This is a genomic window from Xanthomonas sp. WHRI 10207 (genome assembly GCF_040202975.1).
Classification (GTDB): domain Bacteria; phylum Pseudomonadota; class Gammaproteobacteria; order Xanthomonadales; family Xanthomonadaceae; genus Xanthomonas.
Genome location: NZ_JBEGDX010000002.1, coordinates 582,396 through 604,400 on the forward strand (window position 1 = coordinate 582,396; position 22,005 = coordinate 604,400).

General features: G+C 64.4%; 10 protein-coding genes. 9 read left to right on the forward strand and 1 reads right to left on the reverse strand.

Annotated features, from left to right (window positions below):
- Positions 1–26: 26 nt before the first annotated feature.
- Both bioA and ABQU90_RS08220 read left to right on the forward strand, forming a co-directional pair.
- Positions 27–1,445 (forward strand): adenosylmethionine--8-amino-7-oxononanoate transaminase, encoded by a 1,419-nt coding sequence (bioA, locus tag ABQU90_RS08215; RefSeq protein WP_323521370.1) that lies wholly within the window; start codon positions 27–29, stop codon positions 1,443–1,445.
- A complete protein-coding gene (locus ABQU90_RS08220; RefSeq protein ID WP_323521371.1) occupies positions 1,436–2,170 on the forward strand; it encodes a 16S rRNA (uracil(1498)-N(3))-methyltransferase in 735 nt (244 codons plus the stop codon). Before bioA ends, ABQU90_RS08220 begins: the two co-directional genes overlap by 10 nt.
- 481 nt (positions 2,171–2,651) lie before the next feature.
- Here ABQU90_RS08220 and ABQU90_RS08225 read toward each other — a convergent pair whose 3' ends face one another.
- The gene (locus tag ABQU90_RS08225) at positions 2,652–3,650 is read right to left on the reverse strand and encodes a glucokinase family protein (RefSeq protein ID WP_323521434.1); all 999 of its coding nucleotides are present in this window, start codon (positions 3,648–3,650) and stop codon (positions 2,652–2,654) included.
- A 719-nt stretch (positions 3,651–4,369) separates the two neighbouring features.
- On the opposite strand from ABQU90_RS08225, the gene ABQU90_RS08230 reads away from it, so the two are divergent.
- From ABQU90_RS08230 to ABQU90_RS08260, 7 genes are all read left to right on the forward strand, one after another.
- A complete protein-coding gene (locus tag ABQU90_RS08230; RefSeq protein WP_323521372.1) occupies positions 4,370–7,051 on the forward strand; it encodes a TonB-dependent receptor in 2,682 nt (893 codons plus the stop codon).
- 205 nt (positions 7,052–7,256) lie between these two features.
- Positions 7,257–8,939 carry an alpha-L-fucosidase gene (locus ABQU90_RS08235; RefSeq protein WP_323521373.1) on the forward strand — a complete coding sequence of 561 codons (1,683 nt, stop codon included), beginning with the start codon at positions 7,257–7,259 and terminating at the stop codon, positions 8,937–8,939.
- Positions 8,940–8,942: 3 nt separating this feature from the next.
- Positions 8,943–10,010, forward strand: a complete 1,068-nt coding sequence (locus tag ABQU90_RS08240) for a glycosyl hydrolase family 18 protein (protein ID WP_323521374.1) — start codon at positions 8,943–8,945, stop codon at positions 10,008–10,010.
- A 208-nt stretch (positions 10,011–10,218) separates the two neighbouring features.
- Positions 10,219–12,708, forward strand: a complete 2,490-nt coding sequence (locus ABQU90_RS08245) for a family 20 glycosylhydrolase (protein WP_407078762.1) — start codon at positions 10,219–10,221, stop codon at positions 12,706–12,708.
- Between the two features lie 21 nt (positions 12,709–12,729).
- Positions 12,730–15,423: a beta-mannosidase gene (locus tag ABQU90_RS08250; protein ID WP_323521375.1), complete on the forward strand. Its 2,694-nt coding sequence runs from the start codon at positions 12,730–12,732 to the stop codon at positions 15,421–15,423.
- A 322-nt stretch (positions 15,424–15,745) separates the two neighbouring features.
- A complete protein-coding gene (locus tag ABQU90_RS08255; protein ID WP_323521376.1) occupies positions 15,746–18,406 on the forward strand; it encodes a glycoside hydrolase family 3 protein in 2,661 nt (886 codons plus the stop codon).
- A 685-nt stretch (positions 18,407–19,091) separates the two neighbouring features.
- Positions 19,092–22,001 carry a TonB-dependent receptor gene (locus tag ABQU90_RS08260; RefSeq protein ID WP_323521436.1) on the forward strand — a complete coding sequence of 970 codons (2,910 nt, stop codon included), beginning with the start codon at positions 19,092–19,094 and terminating at the stop codon, positions 21,999–22,001.
- The last annotated feature ends 4 nt before the right edge of the window (positions 22,002–22,005 follow it).

Genomic DNA, 22,005 nt, shown 5'->3' on the forward strand with positions numbered 1-22,005 from the left:
GCGGAGCGGACCGATAGAATAGGCAGATGCATCGACATGTTCATGAGCCCGAAATCCTAGCAGACCCTGCAGCCTCCGAAGCTGCCGAACATTGGCGGCAACGCGATCTTGCGGTGCTGTGGCACCCGTGCACACAGATGCGCGAGCATCCGCACACGCTTCCGCTGGTCCCCATCGCCGGTGGCCAGGGTGCGTGGCTGATCGGTCACGATGGCCGTCGCTATCTGGACGCGGTCAGCAGCTGGTGGACCAACCTGTTCGGCCATGCCGAGCCGCGCATCGGCGCGGCCATCGCGCAGCAGGCCGGCACCCTGGAGCAGGTGATGCTGGCCGGCTTCACCCACGCGCCGGCAGTGCAGCTGGCTGAGCGCCTGCTGGCGATTGCGCCGCGCCAGCCCGACCGCGCACCGCTGTCCAAGGTGTTCTATGCCGACAACGGCTCGGCCGGCGTCGAAGTGGCCTTGAAGATGGCCTTCCATTATTTCCACAACCGTGGCGAGCATCGCCGCACGCGTTTCATCGCGTTGGAAAACGGGTATCACGGCGAAACCATCGGCGCACTGTCGGTCGGCGACATCCCGTTGTATCGGCGCGTGTATGCACCGCTGTTGTTGCAATCGCTGTTTGCACCGTCGCCCGACGCCTACCTGGCCGAGCCGGGCCAAAGCGCGGAAGACTATGCACTGCAGGCGGCCGATGCCCTGCAGGCACTGTTCGAACAGTCGCCGGGCGAAATTTGCGCGTTGATTCTGGAACCACGTGTGCAATGCGCCGGCGGCATGCGCATGTATCACCCGGCGTACTTGCGCCGTGCGCGCGCATTGTGCGATGCGCATGGCGCGTTCCTGATCGCCGACGAGATCGCCACCGGCTTCGGACGCACCGGCACCCTGTTCGCCTGCGAACAGGCCGGCGTGATGCCCGATCTGCTGTGCTTGTCCAAGGGACTGACTGGCGGCTTCCTGCCGCTGTCGGCGGTGCTGGCCACGCAGCAGTTGTACGACGCGTTTCTGGACGATTCGCGCGAGCGCGCGTTTCTGCATTCGCACAGCTATACCGGTAACCCACTGGCGTGCGCGGCGGCATTGGCGACGTTGCAGATCTTCGCGGACGACGACGTGATTGCGCGCAACCAGCAAACCGCCGCGCGCATGAGCGCCCTCGCTGCGCAGATCGGCGAGCACAGCGCGGTGGCGGACTTGCGCCAGGCCGGCATGATCGTGGCCTTCGAGCTGACCCAGGCCGGCAACAAACACACTCCCTTCCCCGCCGCGGCACGGGTTGGATTGAAGGCGTATCGCACGGCGCTGGAGCGCGGCGTGGTGCTGCGCCCGCTGGGCGACGTGCTGTACTGGATGCCGCCGTATTGTGTGGATGAGGCGCAACTGGCCTTGCTTGCCGCGACCACCCGTCACGCCATCGACGAGGCCGTCGCATGCGCCTGACCCGGTCCCACGTTGCGTTGCCGCTGCAGTGCGAACAGGAAGTGACCCTGCCCGAAGAGTCCGCCAATCATCTGCTGCGCGTGTTGCGCTTGCGCGAGGGCGATGCCTGCATCCTGTTCAATGGCGATGGCAGCGACTACCACGCGCGGATCACCGTGGCTGGCAAGCGCGAAGCGCGTGCGCTGGTTGAGCGTGCGGAAGCGCTGTCCAACGAATCGCCCTTACGCATCACGCTGCTCCAGGGCATCGCGCGCGGCGAAAAAATGGACCTGATCCTGCAGAAAGCCACCGAGTTGGGCGTGGCCGCCATCGTGCCGGTCAACGCCGAGCGCACCGAGGTCAAGCTCGATGCAGCGCGCATGGAAAAACGCATCGCGCATTGGCGCAGTGTGGTGGTGTCGGCCTGCGAACAATCCGGCCGCGCACGCGTGCCGACCGTCGCCGCGCCACTGGGCTTGCAAGAGGCCGCGCAGGCCAGCGACCCGCAGGCGCGACGGCTGACCCTGGACCCGCAGGGCGAGCATCGCCTGTCCACCCTGAGTGCGGATGTCGACCAGGGGCTCATCGTGGCGATCGGGCCGGAAGGCGGCTGGTCGCCACGCGACCGCGCCACGCTCGCCGCTGCCGGTTTCACCGGCCTGCAATTAGGCCCACGCATCCTGCGCACCGAGACCGCCGGCCTGGCCGCCATCGCGGCATTGCAGGCGCGGTTCGGGGACCTGTAGGTTCAAGGACGTGTAGGACATCGCGGCTGCTGACGCGGAGTGCGGGTAGTGTCACGCCTCGTGTGACCGAACGATTGGCGACCCCGCACGGTGGCGGCAACCCCGTAGGAGCGCACCCGGGCGCGAGAAGCCTTACCGGTAACGCCCTATCGCGCCCAGGTGCGCTCCTACGGCGTGCGGCGATGCGATTGCCGAGAGGCCCGATACAGCGCGAGTGGAATTACTGCAAAAACGTACGACGCCGGCCAATGCGTAGGACAGCACCCGGGCGAGAGAAGCCTTACCGGTAATGCCCTATCGCGCCCAGGTGCGCTCCTACGGAATGCGGCGATGCGATTGCCGAGAGGCCCGACACAGCACGAATGGAATTACTGCAAAGACGCACGACGCCCGACCACGGTGTAGGAGCGCACCCGGGCGCGAGAAGCCTTACCGGTAAAGTCCCGTCGCCCCCAGGTGCGCTCCTACGGTGTGTCGTGCGTCAGCGACCGTGCTGCAAAAACCAGCTGGCCGCGCCGATGACGCCGAGCTGGCCGTGTTCGACGATGCTGACCGGCACCTGCTCCAGGGCAGGACGCAGCGTGCCCTTGTCGAGCAGGCGGGCGGTGAAGTCGCTGGCGGCAATGAACTCGGCAATCTGCGGCAGGAATCCGCCGGCCAGATAGACGCCGCTGCGGATGCCGTAGAGCAGCATCATGTCGCCGACCACGCTGCCCATGAACCCACAGAACGCCCGCAACGCATCGCGCGCGAGCACGTCGTTGCCGGCCAATGCAGCGGCGGTGACATCGGCCGGGCCTTGATGCACGGCAGGCTCGCCACGCAGCGCGGCCAACGCGGTGTAGAGATTCAACAGGCCAGGGCCGGACAACAAGGTTTCGGTGCCCACATGCGTGCGCGTACGACGCAGTTCCTGCAGCAAGGCCACTTCCAGATCGCTGGCGGCGGCGAGCGCGGCGTGGCCGGCTTCGGTCGGCAGCACCATCGGGTTGGCGCCGTTGGGAATCCACACCGCCGCACCCAGCCCGGTTCCGGGACCGAGGACCAAGGCCGGGCCGGGCGCGCCCTGAGCGGGGCCGGACAGCTGCATGACCTGATTGCCGGTCATGTAATTGGCCGCGTAGGCGACCGCTTCGAAATCGTTGACCAGATGCAGCGCCTGCATGCCGAGCTGGCGGCGAATCTGTTCCGGCGCCAGCACCCACGGCAGGTTCGCGGTGATCACGCTACCGTCTTCCAGCGCATAACCGGCACTGGCGATCACGCCGCGCCGCACTGGCGCGCATCCCATCTCGGCAAAGAACGCGGACATGATCTCGGCCAGGCCCGGATAATCGGCGCAGCGGTACTTGCGATACTCCAGCACGGTGACCGGCTTGCGCATATCGGTGCTTGCGCAGACCAGCGCCAGGCGCACATGCGTCCCTCCCACGTCTGCGGCAACGAAGGTGTCGGGGCGCGGAAAGGCCACCGCTTCCATTGGGCTGCTTGCGCTCACGCATTCTCCTGATAAGTGGCAGCGGGCTGGCGTCATGTCCCGTTGTCCGACGAACGGCAGCGGGTAGACAACGTTGTCAGTAATCGCCCTGTAACGCAACCGTGGCGGCGACGATCAGGGCATTCTCCCGCACCGCCCATCATCCACGAAAAATCCGCATGCATCACGGAGATTTCTGCATAAAAACCGTGCATGTGCCAGTGGAACGCCGTCGAGCCATAGAAGCCGCCAATTGCACGTTGCTGACGGAACCCCGCATGTGCGCACGCTCTCAGCGGCTTCGACGATCACGTCGCAAAAAATGCTGCATTGCAGCGCAATCGCAGGCGCTTCAGAGATCTGTGACGATGTGTTGACAACGCTGTCAACGCTACGCGAGACTCGATCCAAATCGGGGTTCTGGCAGGAGGGGCCAGCAACTGTTCGGTACTGAAGAACGGCGCTTCCCTCGCCTGCCACGCCAGATTCGTGAGTGGCGCGTCATACGACGTTCGACTCGCCGATGTCGCATTCGCTCCACCGCTTCACCACACGGGGGACACCTCCTCTACCACGCGCATCGACGCCACCTGCTGCCATTGCGGAGCACGGAGTGCGATCACCGCGATCGGTCAGGGCGTGTTGTTTTGCCGGCCACGCCGAGCGCGTTGTGCCCACTACGGGCCATGCGCACTCACAGCACTAACCAATGAGGTTTAGCCATGCACAGCCGCACCACGACGTTAGCACTCTGTATCACCGCCGCTCTGTACTGCTCCGGCTCTGCAATGGCTGCCGGACAAGAACAACAAGCCCCGGCTGGCACCACGCCGTCGGCCACCACCGAGTTGGACACCATCACCGTCACCGGCTACCGCGCGTCGCTGGAGAAGAGCCAGGCGGTCAAGCGCTCGGCCAACTCCATCGTCGATGCGATCAGCGCCGAAGACATCGGCAAGTTCCCGGACATCAATGCGGCCGAATCGCTGTCGCACCTGCCGGGCATCAGCGTCGACCGCCAGTTCGGCGAAGGCGAAAAGGTCAGCATCAACGGCACCGACCCGGCGTTGAACCGCGTGCTGCTCAACGGCCAGACCATCGCCTCCGGCGACTGGGGCGGCAACCCGACCGACACCAGCGGCCGTACCTTCAACTACACCCTGCTGTCGCCGGAAATCATCGGCCTGATGGAGGTCTACAAGACCCCTGAAGCGCGCATCGATGAAGGCTCGATCGGCGGCACCGTGATCGTGCACACCCGCAAGCCGCTGGACCTGCCCAAGAACACCATTCGCGGCTCGATCGGCTACAACTACAACGACCGTTCCGAAGAAGGCAATCCGCGCGGTTCGGCGCTGTGGAGCTGGAAGAACGACGACGAAACCTTCGGCGCGTTGATCTCCGCCACGCACGACAAGCAGGACCTGGCACGTGCCGGTATCGAGTACTTCGGCTACACCACTGGCGCCGGCATTCCGCCGACGGCCACCATCACCGGCGACGGCAGCGATGTGGCCACCGCACGTGTGCCGGCCGGTATCAGCAGCGCGTTCTTCCAGCAGACCCGCGAGCGCAGCGGTCTGCAGGGTGCGTTGCAGTGGAAGCCCAACGAGCAGAACGAGTTCAACCTGACCGGTCTGTACATCAAGGGCAAGTACAACAACTTCAGCCAGGCGCGTTATGTGTGCCCGGCCTGTAACGACGACCGCCAGAAGATCACCCAGGCCAATGTGCAGAACGGCGTGGTGACCTCGGCCACGGTCAGCGATGGCGCAGCCGGTCAGCCGTACGCGCAGCTGGATGCCAACTACCGCGAGAGCACTGTCACCACCAAGAGCCTGAACCTGCGTCACGACTGGTCCGGCGAGAAGTGGGTATTCACCACCCAGGCCGGCTACACCGAGGCCACAGGTGGCAAGAACCCCGAATACCTGATGAAGTACCTGATGCAGGACGGTGGCTACAATTACGCGTTCGACGGCAGCAATACGTCGGTCAACTACGACAACGGCGGCGCCTCCAACTGGGCCCTGCCGGGCAACCCCGCCGGCCTGGCGCCGGGCCAGGAAGGCAATATCCCGGGCACCACCACCGGCATCATGCAGGCCGGCGGTATCGCTTATCAGAAGAGCAAGGACGACGAAAAGTACTTCCAGTGGGATGCCGCGCGCGACCTGGAATGGGGCCCGTTCACCAAGCTGCAGTTCGGCTACAAGTACATCAACCACAACAACGGCGTCGACGCGCGCGGTAACCGCATCAACACCACCGACCCGGTGTCGCTGACGCAGTTCAACCCAGGCACCACACCCAGCAGCCTGTACGACGGCCTGGGTGCCAGCGGCGACTTGACCACCTGGCCAACCGCCAACCTGGGCGCCGTGCGCAGCTACTTGCTGTCGCAGCCGCAGGGCCCGTACCGCACCGATTTTGGCGCGTCGTTCGACGTTAAGGAAATCACTCAGAACGTCTACACGCAGTTGAACTACGAGACCGGCAAGTGGCGCGGTAACGTCGGCGTGCGCTTGGTCGACACCACCGACAAGTCGCAGTTCTGGCAGAGCAATGACGGCGGCACCAGCTTCCAGCGCGTGGCCGAAACCAATGACTACCGCAAGGCGTTGCCGAGCTTCAACATCGCCTACGACATCACCGACGACACCGTGCTGCGCTTTTCGGCCGCCAAGGTCATCGCCCGTCCGCGTTACGCCGATCTGGCGGGTACGTTCACTGTCAACAGCGGTAACGGCAACCTGACCGCCAACGGCGGCAACCCGGATTTGAAGCCGTACGAGTCCACCAACTACGATCTGGCTGCCGAATGGTACTTCGCCCCGTCCAGCATGCTGTCCGGTGAAGTGTTCTACCGCGACATCAGTTCCTACATCGTCAACACCACGGTCACCCAGCAGCTGAATCCGGCACCGCCGGCCATCGCTGGCCTGTACCAGGTGACCACACCGGTCAACGTGTCCGATGCCAAGGTCAAGGGTGTGTCGGTCAATTACCAGCAGAGCTTCGGGCTGGGCTTCGGTTTGCAGGCCAACTACACCTTTGCCGAGTCCGACTCCAGCTCCGGTCTGAATCTGCCGTACCTGTCGCGCGATACCTACAACGTGATCCCCTACTGGGAACACGGCGACTGGATGGTGCGTGTGAACTACAGCTACCGCTCGAAGTACTTCACCCAGATCGGTCGTCTGGAGTCGCGTGACTTTGCAGATGCTTACAAGCAGCTGGATCTGAACGCCTCGTACCAGATCACCGACTACATGGGCATCACCGTCGGCGCGACCAATCTGCTGGATTCCACCTACCGGGTCTTCAGCAACACCCGCGATACCCCCACGGCGTTCTACAAGAACGGCCGCGGCTATCAGGCCCAGCTCAACTTCAAGTTCTGATGTAGCACCGGCGCGCCACCGACCCTCCACGGTGGCGCGCTTTTTTTTGACCTGTGCGTTGCATGCAGCGCACAGGTTGATGTTGTACCAAGGAGTGGTACTGGCCACGCCCCTTCGCGGTTGAGGGAGCATGGCCAGGCCCGCTTTTGCCATCCACGTGCCGGCTGCATGCAACCGACACGTTTCGCTTAGAGGAGCAGTTCCCATGACGACCGATAGCCGCATCCATGCGGCTCCATCCCGCCGCCACGCCGGAGCTGCACCCAGAACGCGAATGCTCGCGCTCGGTCTGCTGCTGGCGTTGCCTGCTGCCACGCTCAGCGCGCAATCGCCCACCGCGGCCACGGCCACCACGCTCAGCCCCGAGGTCATCGACCAGCAGTGGCTCGATGCCACCGCCAAGTACGCGCCCGAACGCGAGCGCCTGGTGCGCGAAGCCGAAGCCGGCGCGCGCAAGGGTCCGTTCCGCCCCGACTGGGCTGCGCTGAAGGCGTATCAATCGCCTGCGTGGTACGACAATGCCAAGTTCGGCATCTTCATCCATTGGGGCGTGTTCTCGGTGCCGGCGTTTGGTAGCGAGTGGTATTCGCGCAACATGTATCTGCAAGGCTCCAAGGAATTCGCCCATCACGTGGCGACCTACGGCCCGCAAGCGACCAGCGGCTACAAGGATCTGATTCCCAAGTTCACCGCGCCCAAGTTCGACCCCACTGGCTGGGCCAAGCTGTTCCGGCAATCCGGCGCGCGCTACGTGGTGCCGGTGGCCGAACACCACGACGGCTTTGCGCTGTACGACTCCAAGCTGTCGGACTGGACCGCAATGAAGATGGGGCCCAAGCGCGACCTGCTGGGCGAGCTGTCCACCGCAATCCGCGCGCAAGGCCTGCACTTCGGTTTGTCGTCGCACCGCGCCGAACACAACTGGTTCTTCGATGGCGGGCGTAAGTTCGATTCCGACGTCAACGACCCGCGCTATGCGGCGCTGTACGGTCCGGCGCAAGTGCGCCTGCCGGGCAAGGACGACGGCGATGTCGCCAACGACTGGACGCCGGTGTCGCAGGCCTGGCTGGACGACTGGCTGGCGCGCACCACCGAGTTGATCGATACCTATCAACCGGACCTGATCTATTTCGATTGGTGGATTGCCCACCCAACGTTCCGGCGCAGCCTGCCAACGATGCTGGCGTATTACTACAACCAAGGCGCGGCGCGCACCGAGGCCGATCGCGGCGTGGTGGTCAACTACAAGCTCGGCGCGTTTCCGGAAGGCGCCGGCACGCTGGATATCGAACGCGGCCAGCTCACCGGCATCCATCCCACGCATTGGCAGACCGATACCTCGGTCAGCAATGCCTCGTGGGGCTACATCGAAAACGACACCTACAAATCGCCCACTTTCATCATCCACATGCTGGCCGATGTGGTGGCCAAGAACGGCAACCTGATGCTCAACATCGGCCCGCGTGCCGATGGCTCGATCCCCGACACCGAGCGCGGCATTCTGCTGGCGATCGGCAAGTGGCTCAAGACCAACGGTGGCGCGATCTACGACAGCAAGCCGTGGCGCGTGTATGGCGAAGGCCCGACCGAAGTGGTGGGCGGCACCTTCCAGGACGTCAAGACCAAACCGTATACGTCCGACGATTTTCGCTTCACCACCCGCGATGGCGCGCTGTATGCGATTGAGCTGGGTTGGCCGACCGATGGCGAGGCGGTGATCCGCTCACTCACGCCGGCCGACGGCGTGCGCGGGGTCACTTTGCTGGCCAACGGCAAGAAGATCCCGTTCGAACAACGCGCCGATGGCCTGCATCTGCGCCTCCCCGCAAAGCCGGTTGGCGAGAGCGCCTATGTGTTCCGCATCGACCTTTCCACCCCTACTCCCTGACGGATGTTGTCCTCCATGAGCAAACGATTGACCTGGATGTTGCTTGCGCTGGCATTTGCCTGCGTCCCGGCCCTGGCCAAGAACCCCACGGCGTTGTTCTATCTGATGAACACGCAGAAATCGACCAACTCGTTCATTGCCAACGTCGACAAGATCGATGTGGTGGTGCCGACCTGGTATGGCGTGGATCAGAACGGCCTGGTCAACGGCACGCCCAATATGTACCTGTACGACATCGCCAAGCAGAACAAGCTGCGGGTGATGCCGATCCTGTCGATGACCACCGGCCGCGACGGCTTCCACAAGCTGATGCATGACGAAGCGGCCAAGAAGCGCATGATCGAATCGCTGCTGATCCACGGCAAGCAGCACAAGTACTACGGCTTCCAGTTTGATTTCGAGAACATCGCCTGGACCGATCGCGACGCCTACACCTTGATGGTGAAGCAGACCGCCGATGCGCTGCACAAGGCCGGTTTCAAGATGTCGGTGGCGGTGGTGCCCAATGCACCGGGCCACGCCGAAGGCGGCCAGTTTTCCAAGTGGATGTGGGAATACTGGCGCGGCGCGTATGACCTGAAGGCGCTGGGCCAGGTGGCGGATCTGATCAGCATCATGACCTACGACCAGCACACCCGCTGGACCACGCCCGGCCCGGTCGATGGCATGGTGTGGATGAAGAAGCATCTGGATTACGCGATCACCCAGGTGCCGAAAGAAAAGCTCTCGCTGGGCATCGCCACCTATGGCTACCGCTGGTTCACCGGCAACCCGGTGAAGGAAGACGGCACCGAGGCTTCGAATATTTCCGCAACCTACATCGATGCCGACGAATCCTTCCCGCTGGCGATCGAACAGAACGCTACCGTGCAGTGGGATCCGGTCGAACAGGAATCGTGGTTCTACTTCTACCGCGACGACATGCGCGAGTGGGTGTTCCGCCCGGACGCGCGCAGCTTCAAGGCACGCTACGAGATGGCCAAGCAATACGGTCTGGAAGGTTTCAGCTGCTGGGTGCTGGGCGCCGAAGACCCGAAGGTGTGGGACGAGCTGCCGACCGCGCAGCGCTGATCCCTGTTACATGCCTGGCGCACGCCGATGAAGCGTGCGCCAGTGCCTGTGTGAGTCGCTGCGGCTTTGCTACTGTGCGTGGCTGCCGCGCATCGCTATCGTCGGCATGACCGAGCGATGGTGTCGATGCGATATGGTGTTGTTCCATTTGGCTGCGCGCATGCATCCGCGCAGCGACACGCTCTCCGCTACTTCGGGATGTGATTGCATGATGTCCAACACCAGTCGTACGCCACGCATGTTGTTGTCGAGGGCGCTGTTGTTGGACATGCCGTTAGGCAAGAAGCCGTTATCGATGCAGTTGCCGTCGCGGTTGCTTGCACTGTCGTTGGCCGCACTGGCGCTCACCGGTTGCGGCAAACGCGACGCAGCTACGGCACCGGCAGCGGTTAACGCAGGCGCGACGGCGGCGTCACCTTCCGCAACTGCGCCGCTGCCGCTGATTCCCGCACCGGTGGAGGCCAAGCGCAACGCCAGCAGTTTCAGCGTGGGCACCGGCACGGTGATCTCGATCGTGGCAGGCGACGCCGATGCGCGTCGCAGCGCCGAGTACCTTGCCGGCCTGCTCAAGCGCACACGTGGGCTTGCACTGGAAGTGCGTGCAGAAGCCACGCCCTCGCCGGCCAGCATCCGCCTGGAACGCAATGCGCAGGCAGCGGTGACGCAGAAAGAAGGCTATCGCCTGGATGTGGACGCCACCGGTATCCGCATTGCCGCGCGCGATGGTGCCGGCCTGTTTTATGGCGCAATCAGTGCCTGGCAATTGATGACCCCGGATGCGCGCAAGGGCGCGGTGGCCGTGCCCGGCGTCAGTATCCGCGACTGGCCGCGCTTTGGCTGGCGTGGTCAGCATCTGGACGTGGCCCGCCACTTCCACGACGTGGACACCGTCAAGCACGTGCTCGATGCGATGGCCGTGCACAAGCTCAATGTGCTGCATTGGCATCTCACCGATGACCAGGGCTGGCGCATCGAAATCAAGCGTTACCCCAAACTCACCGAGGTCGGTGCTTGGCGCACCCCGCCGGGTGCCGGCAGACACGGCACACCGGAGCGCTCCGGCGGCTTTTACACGCAAGAGCAGATCAGCGAAATCGTCGCGTATGCGGCGCGCCTGCACATCACCGTGTTGCCCGAGCTGGACATGCCCGGCCATGCGCAGGCGGCGGTTGCCGCCTACCCGGAAGAGGTGGGCGTCCCCGGCGTGCGCACCCAGGTGGGCGTGGACTGGGGCGTCAACCCGTATCTATTCAACACCAGCGAACGCAGCCTGAGTTTCATCACCAATGTGCTGGACGAGGTGCTGACGCTGTTCCCGTCCAGCTACATCCACATCGGTGGCGATGAGGCGGTCAAGGATCAATGGGAAGCCTCGCCGGCCGTTCGCGCACAGATGCGCAAGCTGGGCGTCAAGGATGCCCATGCCATGCAAGGCTGGTTCAACGAACAGCTTGCGACCTACCTCACCAAGCACGGCCGGCGCATGATCGGCTGGGACGAGATTCTGGAAGGCGGCGTGCCGGCCAGTGCGTCGGTGATGTCGTGGCGTGGCGTCGAAGGTGCGGTCACCGCCGCCAGACAGGGACACGATGTGGTGCTTGCGCCCGGCAACTGGCTGTATCTGGATAACCTGCAAACCACGCGTAGCGACGAGCCCAACGGCCGCCTGACGGTGTTGCCATTGTCGAAGGTGTACGCGTTCGATCCGGTCCCGAGCGACCTCACCGCCGAGCAGGCCAGGCATGTGTTGGGCGCACAAGGCGCGTTGTGGTCCGAATACATTCCCTCGCGCTGGCACATTGATCACGCGCTGTTCCCGCGTCTTTCGGCGGTAGCGGAGATGACCTGGTCGCCGCCGAGCGCACGCGAGTGGAAAAACTTTCTGGCGCGGTTGCCGGCGCAGTTGCAGCGCTACAAGGCACTGGACATCGCCTACAGCGACGGCGCGTTTGCTGCCGATATCGCGCTGGAAAACGGCCCCAACCCGTTGCTCGCCGGCAGCCCGGCCAAGGTGGCGCTGAGCACGCAGACTGGCGCAGGCACACTGCACTACACCGTGGACGGCAGCGACCCTAGCCCCACATCGCCACGCTATGAGGCACCGTTTGCGATCAACTTGCCGACCACGGTCAAGGCCACCGCATTCACCGCCGACGGCGCGCCGCTGGCCGCCACGCGCAGCCGCACCTTCGACCGTGCATCGCTGTTGCGCGTGGACACGCAAGGCCTGCGCGATTGCGTGGAGACCGGCGCGCTCGGCCTGCGCCTGCCGTTGCTGCCGGAGATGACCGGCGCCGATACACCGGTTTACAACGTCGATCTGTTTCATGCCTGCCGGCTGTATCCGCAGGCACGCCTGGATGGCATCGGCGCGATCCGCATCGAGGCCGCGCGCCTGCCCAACAACTTCGGCCTGGCGCACGAGCAATCCAAGGTGGTGCAGTACCCGGCCAAGACCCGCGGCGGCGAGCTGGAAGTGCGCCAGGGTTGTGACGGCGAACTGATCGCCAGCGTGCAACTGCCCAAGAGCGACACCCTGGGCGAACAATTCACCCTGGAAACGCCGCTGCCAGCACGCACCGGCACCCACGATCTGTGCCTGCGCTTCACTGCGCCGATTCGCGGCCCGTTGTATGCCATCGGCGCCGTCCAACTGATTGAAACCACCGCGCAGGCGCCCCCCGCCGCCACGCGCTGATCCATCCAAGGAGACTCACCCATGCCCCTGTCGCACCGCACTGCCCCCGCACTGTCCCTGCTCACCCCCGCCCGGCTCGGGCTTGCCCTGACCTTTGCACTCTCGCAGGCCTGGGCGGCACCGCCCACGGCAGTGACCCTGGACAGCGGCTGGCAGGTGCGCCTGGTGCCGGGGCAGGAACAGGCCAAGACCTATCCAAAGGCGGCCAGCTGGATGCCGGCGCAGGTGCCGGGCGTGGTGCAGACCGATCTGATCGCCGCCAAGGTGGTGCCAGACCCGTTCCTGCGCGACAACGAGGGCAAGATCCAGTGGGCGGGCTTAAGCGATTGGCAGTACCAGACCCGCTTCAACGTGGATGCGGCCACGCTCAAGCGCGCGCATGTGGAGCTGGTATTCGATGGTCTGGACACGCTGGCCGAGGTCACCCTCAACGGCAAGAAGCTGCTCAGCGCCGACAACATGTTCCGGCAATGGCGGGTGGATGCGAAATCGCTGCTCAAGCGCGGCGACAACGTGCTGGAAATTACCTTCTTCTCGCCGATCAAGAAGATTCAGCCGTGGCTGGCCAAGCAGCCGTATGCGCTGCCGGGCGCCTACGATTCGGCGTTCGGCGACGAGCCGGATGGACGCCACAGTTCCACCTACGTGCGCAAGGCGCCGTATAGCTACGGCTGGGACTGGGGCCCGCGCATGGTCAATGCCGGCATCTGGAAAGATGTGCGCGTGGAAGCATGGGATGCCGTGCGCGTGGACGGCTTGCATATCGACCAGCAGCGCGTGGACGCTGACAGCGCGCAATTGCAGGCGCAGCTCGAACTGCAGGCCGGCCGCAGCGGGCCGGTGCAGGTGACGCTGGATGTCCTGGGTCCGGATGGACAAAAGGTCGGCCAGTTCACCCAGGACGCGGTGATCGACCCGGGCCAGAACCGCATCGATCTCGCAGTGCGGATTGCAAAGCCCAAGCGTTGGTTCCCGGCCGGCTACGGCGCGCAGGACCGCTACACCTTCGTGGCCACCGTGCGCGATGCCGATGGCGACAGCCAGCAGATCAAGCGCGTCACCGGCCTGCGTTCGGTGGAGCTGCGCCGCGAAAAGGACAAGTGGGGCAAGAGCATGGAGATCGTGATCAACGGCATCCCGATCTTCGCCAAGGGCGCCAACCTGATCCCGCTGGATGCGTTCCCCTCGCGCGTCAGCCAGGAGCGCATGCGCAGCACCTTGCAGGATGCGCGCGATGCCAACATGAACATGCTGCGCATGTGGGGCGGCGGGCATTACCAGGACGATCACTTCTACGAGGTGGCCGACGAGCTGGGCATCATGATCTGGCAGGACTTCATGTTCGGTGGCGCGGTGCCGCCGTACGACGTGGAGTTCCGCGAGAACACGCGGCAGGAGGCGATCGAACAGGTCAAGCGCCTGCGCGATCACCCCAGCATCGTGTTGTGGTGCGGCAACAACGAAGTGCAGACCGGCTGGGAAAACTGGGGCGATCGGGTCAAGTTCAAGCAGTCGGTGGACCCGGAAGAACGCACCCGCATCGAACGCGGCATGACCACGCTGTTCGGCACCGTGTTCCGCGAAGTGGTGGCCACCTACGATAGCGATGTGCCGTATTGGGCCACCTCGCCGGGCACCGATTTCGACGGCGGTGCCGACCAGGCCAACGATGGCGACATGCACTATTGGAAAGTGTGGGGCGGCCCGGCCCTGCCGGTGACCGAATACCTCAACGTCACCCCGCGCTTCATGTCCGAATACGGCCTGCAGTCGTTCCCGGACATGCGCACCTTGCGTGTGTTTGCCGATGCCGTCGACATGGACCCGGAATCGCCGGTGATGCGCGCGCATCAGAAGTTCGACAAGGGCAATGGCAACAAGCGGCTGATGCTGTACATCCGCCGCGAATTCGGCGAGCCCAAGGACTTCGAAAGCTTCGTGTATCTGAGCCAGTTGATGCAGGCCGAAGGCATCAATCTTGCCGCCTCGCATCTGCGCGCCTCGCGTCCGCAATCGATGGGCTCGCTGTATTGGCAGCTCAACGATGTGTGGCCAGGTGCGTCGTGGTCCAGCGTGGATTACTACGGCCGCTGGAAGGCGCTGCAATACCACGCGCGCCGCTTCTATGCGCCGGAGATGATCGCCGCGCTGCGTAACGACAAGGGCCAGACCCAGGTATCGCTGGTGTCGGACCGCACCACTGCCTTGGATGCACGCTGGCGCATGCGGGTGATGAGCATGGACGGCAAGGTGCTGAGCAAGCGTGAGCAAAAGGCCAGCGTCAAACCGCTGAGCAGCCTGCAGGTGGGCAACTTCAGCGATGCGCAATTGCTGGGCAAGGCCGACCCGAAGCGCAGCTATGCGGTGTTCGAGTTGTTCGATGGCGAGAAGCTGTTGTCGCGCGAAGTGGTGTTCTTCGCGCCGGCCAAGCAGCTGGCGTTGCCCACCGCCAAGATCGACAGCCAATGGCGCGCCGATGGCGATGGCTACGCGCTGACCTTGCGCAGCGACACGCTGGCGCGCGAGGTGTGGTTGTCGTTCGGCGATCTGGACGTGAACGTGGCCGACAACGCCTTCGACCTGTTGCCGGGCGAACCGCTGACGGTGCACGTCTCCAGCAAACTGCCGCTGGCGCAGGTGCAGGCCGCGCTGCAGGTGCGCGACCTGGCCAGCACGCTGGCCGGCGCGCCGCCTGAGCCAGCCGAAGCGAAGTGATGCGGCCCTCATCCGCCCTGCGGGCACCTTCTCCCGCAGGGCGGGAGAAGGAACCTCTGGCGATTGCAGGGCGATCAACTGCAGGACGATCAACAGAACGAGTGGATCGCGTTTCCCATTGGCACCCGAGTACCTTGCCACCCGAACACCATGCCACCCGAACACCGAGAGCATCTCCTTCTCCCGCCTGCGGGAGAAGGTGCCCCGCAGGGGCGGATGAGGGCAACGCTGTCCATAAAAAAGTAATCCCCCTTGTTGCCCCCGCCTCAATAACAAAAACAAAAGACGCATGGCGGCAGCGCCACTGCGCAGGAGTGCATTGATGTCATCCGTGTTTGTATCGCGCCTTGCCGTTGCGCTGGGCCTGAGCCTTGGGCTGCCGTGCATCGCGCACGCCGCCACCGCCGACCGCAGCGTCAGCCCCGAGCAACGCGCCGCCGCGCTGGTGGCGCAGATGAGCCGCGACGAAAAAGTGGCACAGGCCATGAACGATGCGCCGGCCATTCCGCGCCTGGGCATCCCCGCCTACGAATGGTGGAGCGAAGGCCTGCACGGCATCGCGCGCAATGGCTATGCCACGGTATTTCCGCAGGCGATCGGCCTGGCCGCCAGTTGGAACACTGCGCTGATGCAGCAGGTGGGCACCGTGGTGTCCACCGAGGCGCGCGCCAAGTTCAATCTGGCCGGCGGCCCCGGCAAGGACCACCCCCGTTACGCGGGGCTGACCATCTGGTCGCCCAATATCAATATCTTCCGCGACCCGCGCTGGGGCCGTGGCATGGAAACCTATGGCGAAGACCCGTTTCTGACCGGGCAACTCGCAGTGGGCTTCATTCGCGGCCTGCAAGGCGATGATCTGAATCATCCGCGCACCATCGCCACGCCCAAGCACATCGCCGTGCATAGCGGCCCGGAACCGGGCCGGCATGGTTTCGATGTGGACGTGTCGCCGCGCGATGTCGAAGCGACCTATACCCCCGCCTTCCGCGCGGCACTGGTCGATGGACAGGCCTGGTCGGTGATGTGCGCGTACAACTCCCTGCATGGCACACCGGCGTGCGCGGCCGACTGGTTGCTCAATGGCCGCGTGCGTGGCGATTGGGGCTTCAAGGGTTTTGTGGTGTCCGACTGCGATGCGGTGGACGACATGACCCAGTTCCACTATTTCCGCCCGGACAATGCCGGCTCGTCGGCTGCATCGCTCAAGGCCGGCCACGACCTCAATTGCGGGCATGCGTATCGCGCACTGGGCACCGCGATCGAACGTGGCGAAGTCGACGAAGCGCTGCTGGATCAATCGCTGGTGCGCCTGTTTGCCGCGCGCTATCGGCTGGGCGAACTTGAGGCACCGCGCAAGGACCCGTATGCGCGCCTGGGCGCCAAGGACATCGACAACACCGCCAACCGCGCACTGGCCTTGCAGGCCGCTGCCGAATCGATCGTGCTGCTGAAGAACAACGCCAATACCCTGCCGTTGAAAGCCGGCACGCGGCTGGCGGTGATCGGCCCCAATGCCGATGCGTTGGCCGCACTGGAAGCCAACTATCAGGGCACTTCCTCCACACCGATCACCCCGCTACTCGGACTGCGCCAGCACTTCGGTGCGCAGCAGGTGCGCTACGCGCAAGGCGCGCCGCTGGCCGCCGGCGTGCCGGGCATGATTCCGGAAACCGCGTTGCGCAGCGACGGCAAGCCGGGACTGCGCGGCGAATATTTCGACAATGTCGATCTGGACGGTAGCCCGCGCGTGGTGCGGCAAGACCGCACCATTAGCTTCAACTGGGATCAGGTCAGCCCGGCCAAGGGCGTGCCGGCCGATCGCTACGCGGTGCGCTGGAGCGGCGAACTGTTGCCGCCTGGCACCGGCGATTACACCTTGGCGGTGCGCGTGGCGCGCTGCTTCGATTGCACCGGGCATGACCCGGTGCGGCTCTACATCGACGACAAGCTGGTGGTCGCCGGCAACGCCGAAGACAAGCATGTACCGGCCGGCATGCACAACGCCGATGGCCGCAGTGTGGAAACCGTGCTGCATTTCGACGACACCCGCCCGCGCAAGATCCGTCTGGAAATGGAGCATCGCGGCCAGGACCAGGGCCTGCGCCTGGAGTGGCTGGCACCGGCCGCGGCGCAACTGGCCGAGGCCGAACAGGCGGTGGCGCAGTCCGATGCGGTCGTGGCCTTCGTCGGCCTGTCGCCGGATGTGGAAGGCGAGGAACTGCGCATCGACGTGCCCGGCTTCGACGGTGGCGATCGCAACGACATCGCCCTGCCCGCCTCACAGCAAGCCTTGCTGGAACGCGCCAAAGCCTCCGGCAAGCCGCTGGTGGTGGTGCTGATGAGCGGCAGCGCGGTGGCGCTGAACTGGGCAAAGGCCAACGCCGACGCCATCGTGGCGGCCTGGTATCCCGGCCAGTCCGGCGGCACTGCCATCGCGCGCGCACTGGCGGGCGACGACAACCCTGGCGGGCGCCTGCCGGTGACGTTCTACCGCTCCACCAAGGACCTGCCGCCGTACGTCAGCTACGACATGAAGGGCCGCACCTACCGCTACTTCAAGGGCGAGCCGCTGTTTCCGTTCGGCTATGGGCTGAGCTATACGAGTTTTGCCTACGACGCACCGCGCCTGTCCACCAGCACGCTGCAAGCCGGCAGCACGCTGCAGGTGACCACCACCGTGCGCAATACCGGCAGCCGCGCCGGCGATGAAGTGGCGCAGGTGTATCTGCAGTATCCGGACCGCCCGCAATCGCCGCTGCGCAGCCTGGTCGGTTTTCAACGCGTCCACCTCGCGCCCGGCGAACAACGCGAACTCACCTTTACGCTGGATGCGCGTGCACTGAGCGATGTGGACCGCAGCGGTCAGCGCGCGGTGGAAGCCGGCGATTACCGCGTATTTGTCGGTGGTGGCCAGCCGGGGACCGGCGCGGCGGGTGAGGCGGCGGCATTGTCGATTTCGGGGCGCTCGCCGTTGCCGAAGTAATCACTGCGTGTCTGACACGCAACCGGCGGCAGCTAACCCGATCGCCGGTTGCGTCATGCACGCGTGTTGCGCTGCATCGCACGACCGCCATATCGCTGCTGTGCGCAGCCGAATTGGTGCGCAATCGGCAAGCAACACGATGATGTCCGCACATACTTCACACCTGCTTGACAGACCCAAGCATGAGGTCTATCACTGGCTGCGGTCGGCAGTCCACGCCATCGGCGATCGGTACGATTCATCGACGGCAACAGCGTTTCCACGCGGCACGCACACTGGGAGAGGATTGTATGCAGCAGCGTCGTATCCACCCGCGTATCCGTGTTGCCGTGATCGCTGCCCCGAGGGTGCAGCGCGCATGACCAAGCACTACAAATTGAGCGCCATGCGCTCGCGTTCCAAATGCATCGCCGGCTACTCGCCGCCACGCCACTGACGCCTGCAACGCTGTTCTAGCTGGCAGACGCTCCGGCGCACTTCCCGTTCGGTCTTTCGCACACGCATCGCGCGTGGCGTTGAATGCCGTGCGCGCGTATCGCCGTGCAGATCGTCTGCCCTGACACAAGGCATCGCAAGGCCGTTACCCCGTGGTAACGCGGCCCAGCATCTGGCGAGGTGGCATGTGCACAAGCGTGAGCGTTTGACCCGTAAGCAATTGATCGTGGCGATCCTGGCCGTGACCGGCATGGCCTCGGCAACGTGCGCCGTCGCCGGCACGGTGGAGGGAACCCTCAAGGAACGCAGCAGCGGCAAACCGGCTGCCAATGCGAAGGTACGCATCGCCGGCACCGCGTACAGCGCGGTGGCCGATGCAGGCGGGCACTTTGTCATCCACGACGTACCTGCCGGGCAGTACGCACTGAATCTGGACTACCCCGGTTTCAGTGCGGTAGAGACCAGCGTACAGGTCGGCGACAGCGGCACCGCTGCGGTAACCATCGCACTGGACGAGGTCAAGCAATTGAAGGCGATCAGCGTGGTGAGCAACCGCTACGACGCCAGCGATCTGAAGATCAATGCGGCCAATACCGTCGATGTGCTGTCGGCCAACGATCTGCAGCGCACCGCTGTGCACAACGTGGCCGAAGCGCTGGGCCTGATCGCCGGCATCAACATCACCAGTACCGGCTCGGGATACTTCGGCGGCATCGATGGCGCCGCACGCGGCGAAGGCATGTTCGCCTCGGTGCGTGGGTTGCCGTCCGAATACAACGTCAACATGATCGACGGCGTCACCGTGGCGCAAGGCATGCCGTATAGCCGCAGCGTGCAACTGAGTTTGTTGCCGCCCACCGGCCTGCAGACCATCGTGGCCAACAAGACCTCCACCGCCGACATGGACGGCGATGCGATCGGCGGCACGCTGGATTTCCGCACCCCCACCGCCTACGACTTCAAGGACGTGAGCAGCGGCAGCGTTACCGGTAGCGGCCGGGTGGAAAGCCGTGCGCGCGATTACGGCGGCGATGGATTGGGCGGCGGGTTTGGCGGCGAGTTCCAGCACAAGTTCGGCGACGCGCAGCAGTTCGGCGTGTATGCCAGCGCCTACTACGACTACCGCACCACCACCAACAGCGAAGTGGCCGCCGCCACCAGCGCGCTCAACGATGGCTCGTGGGAGTACTTGAACACCGATGCCAGCGGCGGCAACGCGGCCGGCTTCGATCCGCAACACAACCTCACCAGCACCGGCATGAATGTCGGTATCGCCGCGGGATGGGAGCGCCGTTACGGCGGCAATGCCTCGTTCGACTGGCATGTGGACGACAGCCTGTCGCTGTACGCGCGCATGACCTACGCCTACGCCAAGACCGAGCAAGGCACCACCTTCGTGCAGTTGCTACCGCAGGATGTGCGCTACGTACCGAGCGGCACGCCGGGAGGTTTCACGCCCGACATCGGCCGCATCGCGGCGCGCTTCTGGTACGAAACCAATCCGGAAATCGCCGACCTGGCGACCTTCCAGATCGGCGCAAAAAAAACGGCAGGCGGCTGGACCTTCATGCCCAACCTGTTCTACAGCTTCGGTGACAACGACCGCCCCGACCATGTCGAAATCGACGGGCGGCAAGACAAGTTCACTCAGGACAACTACGCCTATTCCGGCAACACGTTCGTGCGCTACGGCGGCGGTGCGTTCCCGTACCCGCAGCTCACGCCCGCACTGCTGGCGCAGGTCAACAATATCCCCTCGTTGTTTGCCAGCAGCTATGGCGAGCAGACCAAGATCTACTCCGGCCAGAAGAAAGGCGGCGCGCGTTTCGATACCCGCTACGACTTTGAAGATGGCGCGCTGCGGTCGGTGCAGTTCGGGGTGAAGTACAGCAAGAGCAGCCGCCGCTACACCAATCGCGACTGGTACACCGGCGGCGTGGACGGCACCACCACGCTGGGCGATCTGGGCATCTTCACCGGCACCTATGGGTCGATCTTTCCCGGTAAATACGCCTGGAACACACCGCGCGTGAGCGAAGCAGCGGTGGCCGGCGTGATCGCCCAGCACCTGACCGACGATGACCTGGACACCTGCGGCAGCGCGTTCTACGTCAACAACTTCAACTGCAATACCATGCGCGGCACCGAGGCGGTCAGCGCCGCCTATGCCACCGCCACCTTCACTGTGGGCAACCTGGATATCGTGCCGGGCGTGCGCTTCGAACACACCGGCATCGACAACACGTTCTGGGTGAGCCCGGTAGATGCGGACGGTAACCAGATCGTCGGTTACTTCGACCACAACAGCACCTCCTACAACGAACCGCTGCCCAGCGTGTTCTTGACCTGGCGGCCGAATCTGCGCACCGCGTACCGTGCGTCGCTCTGGACCAGCTACACGCGCCCGGCGTTCGTTCAATTGGGCGGCGGCAGCCAGATCGACATCTCCAATGGCGTCACCACCATCACCCAAGGCAATCCGGATCTGAAGCCGATCGAATCGACCAACCTGGACCTCTCCGGCGAATGGTCTACCGAACGCGGTGGGTTCTTTTCGCTGGCCGGCTTCTACAAGCAGCTGCGCAACTACATCTACGACGCCGGCTCGGCTCAGGCCAACGGCAGCACCACCGGCAGCGGAACGGTGCTGTACCACATGCCCACCAATGGCGGCGACGGCAAAATCTACGGGGTGGAACTCAGTGCGCGGCAAAAGTTCCAGGACCTGCCGGCGCCGTTCGACGGCCTGGGCATCAGTGCCAATGCCACCCGCCAACATGCGCGCGCCGACCTCGGGCTGGACGGCTTTGACAACGAACACATGCAGTCGGCGCCGTCGGCGATGGCCAACCTTGAACTGTTCTACGAACACAGCGGTTTTTCGTTGAACCTGAGCTATCACTTCAGCAGCTCGTACCTGCTGGGCTACGACTTCCTGCATGAAGGCGCGCCGTGGAACGACCTGTGGGCACGCCCGACCCGGCGCGTGGATCTGCACACCGGCTACCGCTTCGACAACGGCGTGAGCATGGACGTGTCGATCTCCAACCTGACCAAGGAATACAGCTACTGGGCGCATGTGGGCCGCAGGAATCTGGCGATCTCCGACATCGTCGATGCTGGCAGCACAGCGCTGTTGACGGTGAAGTACGCGTTCTAGCGCA

What these genes read in the sequence shown, in the direction of transcription:
- ABQU90_RS08260 (WP_323521436.1), top strand. Translation starts at nt 19,092, where the DNA reads ATGGCCTCGGCAACGTGCGCCGTCGCCGGCACGGTGGAGGGAACCCTC.
- ABQU90_RS08250 (WP_323521375.1), top strand. Translation starts at nt 12,730, where the DNA reads ATGCCCCTGTCGCACCGCACTGCCCCCGCACTGTCCCTGCTCACCCCC.
- ABQU90_RS08220 (WP_323521371.1), top strand. Translation starts at nt 1,436, where the DNA reads ATGCGCCTGACCCGGTCCCACGTTGCGTTGCCGCTGCAGTGCGAACAG.
- bioA (WP_323521370.1), top strand. Translation starts at nt 27, where the DNA reads ATGCATCGACATGTTCATGAGCCCGAAATCCTAGCAGACCCTGCAGCC.
- ABQU90_RS08235 (WP_323521373.1), top strand. Translation starts at nt 7,257, where the DNA reads ATGACGACCGATAGCCGCATCCATGCGGCTCCATCCCGCCGCCACGCC.
- ABQU90_RS08230 (WP_323521372.1), top strand. Translation starts at nt 4,370, where the DNA reads ATGCACAGCCGCACCACGACGTTAGCACTCTGTATCACCGCCGCTCTG.
- ABQU90_RS08255 (WP_323521376.1), top strand. Translation starts at nt 15,746, where the DNA reads ATGTCATCCGTGTTTGTATCGCGCCTTGCCGTTGCGCTGGGCCTGAGC.
- ABQU90_RS08240 (WP_323521374.1), top strand. Translation starts at nt 8,943, where the DNA reads ATGTTGTCCTCCATGAGCAAACGATTGACCTGGATGTTGCTTGCGCTG.
- ABQU90_RS08225 (WP_323521434.1), bottom strand. Translation starts at nt 3,650, where the DNA reads ATGGAAGCGGTGGCCTTTCCGCGCCCCGACACCTTCGTTGCCGCAGAC.
- ABQU90_RS08245 (WP_407078762.1), top strand. Translation starts at nt 10,219, where the DNA reads ATGATGTCCAACACCAGTCGTACGCCACGCATGTTGTTGTCGAGGGCG.